General features: G+C 36.9%; 4 protein-coding genes. All 4 read right to left on the bottom strand.

What is annotated here, in order from left to right:
- Positions 1-426 (bottom strand): hypothetical protein (locus AB1414_17665; protein MEW6609244.1); only part of this gene is annotated, 426 nt, incomplete at its 3' end.
- An 18-nt stretch (positions 427-444) separates the two neighbouring features.
- Positions 445-1,434 (bottom strand): hypothetical protein, encoded by a 990-nt coding sequence (locus AB1414_17660; GenBank protein ID MEW6609243.1) that lies wholly within the window; start codon positions 1,432-1,434, stop codon positions 445-447.
- 62 nt (positions 1,435-1,496) lie between these two features.
- Entirely contained in the window at positions 1,497-1,874 is a 378-nt protein-coding gene (locus AB1414_17655; protein MEW6609242.1) for a GxxExxY protein, read from the bottom strand.
- A 103-nt stretch (positions 1,875-1,977) separates the two neighbouring features.
- The coding region (locus AB1414_17650) for a hypothetical protein (protein MEW6609241.1) at positions 1,978-3,485 on the bottom strand (1,508 nt) is incomplete at its 5' end.

Below are 3,485 nucleotides of genomic sequence, written 5' to 3'. Positions count from 1 at the left end.
AGGAGGATATGTAGTATAATCGTAATAGCCTTCTATAAGGGCAGTTATTGTGCCATAATTCGAACCAATATGATAAAAACTCCCCTTCTTATTCTCCCCACCATAATCAAACGCCTCTAAATAGAGCTTGGCGGGAGATTCATAATTGGTTTTCTCATCTTTGAAATAAGTAACACCTTTGGTTTTGTCTTCATGCGGAGATATAAAATTCTCAGGCTCATTAAACTTTTCTAACCTGTAACCAAAATACTTCTTTAACTCAGGAATAGTAGTATCCCATGTTTTACAATTAGCGTTGATACCGTGAATAAAGAGTACAGGCATAGGTGCGTAGGTAGTACAGGTACCCCAGTTAATTTCTTCACTACTTCCTTTACTGTTCCATACACAAAGCAACAATGAAATACATAAGATTGTTCTTTTCATGACGATATAACCTCCTTTTTACCAAATATTATCTGGTCTTTTATATACAAAATGTCCTTTATGTTCCTGTCGTTTAATATTAGCCAATGGATTTATCCTCGTTCCTGTCTCAGCATTATATACACCAAAACCTAAAGGATGAATTCGGAACTTTCCATCTAATGAATAATACCCTACCCCTTTTAATTCTTTTTCTCTTTTTCCATCTAATCCAACTACATAACTATTACATACATAATTACCGTCAAGTTTTCCTCCTTCAATAACAATTCCCTCCCCATCAGGTGTCCAACCATAAAAATGTGTATTTTTACATACCTTCCTCCTCTCACTCCCATCTGGTTTCATCACCCAAATCCAGCCTTTATAGGTAAAGGCAATCAAGTCACCTCTGGGTGACCAGATGAATCTATGACTTTTACCCCAACATTCTGAGTCTTCTGGAATAATAGGATGGTGATTTGTTCCATCCGCATTCATTATCGTCCCTCCTCCATATACAATCCTTTTCCCATCAGGAGACCAATCTGCATACATACCTTTATCTGAGATTTTTTTCAACCCTCTACCATCTGTTTGAATAGTATATATCCCCTGATCACCAGTTCCTCTTGCAGGATGAACTCCCCCAGATAAAAGCAGTAAATTATTCGCCTTACAATAATCCAGATACATTGGCAGCCAGTAAGTATCATCATCTGTATCACCAATCTTAACTATCTCTTTCTTATCTGTGCCATCATAATTCATTGAACAAAGATAAACCTCTGTTTTATCCGGGAAATAACTCCCACCCATAAAAAGTATAACATGGACTGCTGTCTTCCCCGAAATTGCTCTACCAAAAGTTACCTTTTTAATAAAGTAAATCTTGTTATTCTCACCCCAGCATGGGGCATGATAGCTTATCATATCAGACCGGACAGTAAACGGCCAGAAACTATAAGCAGACGCAGACATAAAGATTAACCATACCCCTAATCCTATTAACATTACTTTTTTACTCATTTTACCTTCCTCGTTATTTTTTTAACGCAGAGAACTCAGAGGTCACGCAGAGTTCGCAGAGATTAAAATTTATAAACCATTCTTTTTATCCCCTCTTTCAATACTGGAACATTGAAATTGATAAGTAATCCAACCTTGCATTTAGATAATCTTAGATAAGTCAACAATTGAGCTTCATGTACAGGATGGATAGTTTCTACTGATTTTATCTCCACAATTACCTTTTTATCAACCAATAAATCTATTCTATAGCCCACTTCGCAACTTTCACCTTTATACTCAATCGGTAACCCTACTTGTCGTTGAAATGGTACTTTCCGCAATTCTAACTCTCTTGCCAGGCATATTTCATAAGCTGACTCAAGTAATCCAGGTCCAAGATTCTTATGTACTTCAATAGCTGCTCCAATTATCAGACTGGTTAATTCATTCTCATACATTTCCTTATTTTCCTCTGCGTCCTCTGCGCATTCTCTGATGTCCTCTGCGTTAATCTCTTTTAAATTTCCACATCCGTGCTAATCCGTGCAATCTGTGTACTACTTATGGCTCAAATTCACTATCCGGTATGCCTGTATTTAACTGGATATTGGTATAGGTTGAAATTGATTCTAAAGTTGCATCTTCAAATACTATCTTCTCTACTAATTTCGTTGGAATATAAACATCTTCTATTAATTGATAATCTTTAATTTCGGTAGTTAATTGAGGATCAGGTGTATTCTCAAAAAATACCTCTTTTTTAATATCTAATCCTATTAAATAATTTATATGGATAACCATCTTCTCATATTTCCACTGAGGGGTTTTAGGGGTAGCTTCAAGAATGTAGATATTATCTTGCTCTTCTTTTATTTCAATCTCATGCATCTCTTTAAACTCATCTAAATAATAGTAAAAATCTAATGAGGAAGGAGAGATATCTGATATGATTCCAACATCTACCTCTTCTACTTCATCGTTTGTAATTACATACATTTTCTCTCCATTAATAATAATCGTCTCATCTTTAACCGGTGTAATAATCTTAACCTTATCAGGTTTTTTCATAAGAAAACTTCCTGCTATTTCAGAATAACTTTCTGTTCCGATACTTCCGGTAGTAATAATAGTAGCTTTCATATCCTCAATCTTCCCAAAACTCTCCGCTACCTTTTGTAGAATTTCTGCGGGGGTGGGAAAAATAACGATAAAAGATACACTATCAGTAGCTACATTATTGGTTATATCACTTACCGTTAATTTTAATGTGTATGAACCTGTAGGTAAGAAGATTGACCCTAAAGTGCCAGAAATAACAGAAATAGTGGAACTGGCAACTAATGTATAGGTTTGAGGAGTATAGCCTGCCCCATCTTCAAGGATCCAATTTAATAGATGTTCATCATCTGCTGTGCCAAGAATGGTAATCGTCCCCTGTAGTATCTCAGAATCTGCCTCAGGAAATGTAATCTTTGCTACCGGCGGTGTATTGTCTATCCCAATTACTACTGTATCTGTAGCGATATTGTTTAATTTGTCTTTTACTGTCAGGCATAAGGTATAAGTCCCATCTTCTAACAGGGTAGTATTCCAGGTAGCTAATGTGCCATTTATAACTGGTGTGGTGGAAGTAGTAATCGTTAGCCAGGAGATAGGTTTGCTGCCAGTGCCGTATTGGAATATATAATTCAAGAAATTCTCAGCCGCTGCCGTGCCCAATATAGTTATTGTGCCTGAAAGAAGAGAATTGGGTTGAGGAGAGGTAATTTTAGCCATAGGTAGTGTTATTTCAGGGGAACCAAAATTAGTCGTAAGTCTGTATGCCTGAGCACTCTGCCCATCATCCTGGGCACATAGCCGTAAGTAATAATCACCTGCCGGAAGTGAGGTAAACTGGATACTTACACCCTGACCATAATCTCCACGAGCACTCCTCATCCAGTCTTTATTTGAATCATACATCGCAAAAAAGGGATTAATCTCCTTCGGCACCTCGGAAACAACAGCACTAAATGTCCCTTTTTTCGGAATGTTGAGCTTGAAATAATCATTATCCCTCTGAGGGACAA

This window comes from bacterium, from assembly GCA_040755795.1.
Taxonomy (GTDB): Bacteria; UBA9089; CG2-30-40-21; order CG2-30-40-21; family SBAY01; genus JBFLXS01.
The sequence above is the reverse complement of the archived record's forward strand: the minus strand, read 5'-3'. Positions and strand labels throughout refer to the sequence as shown.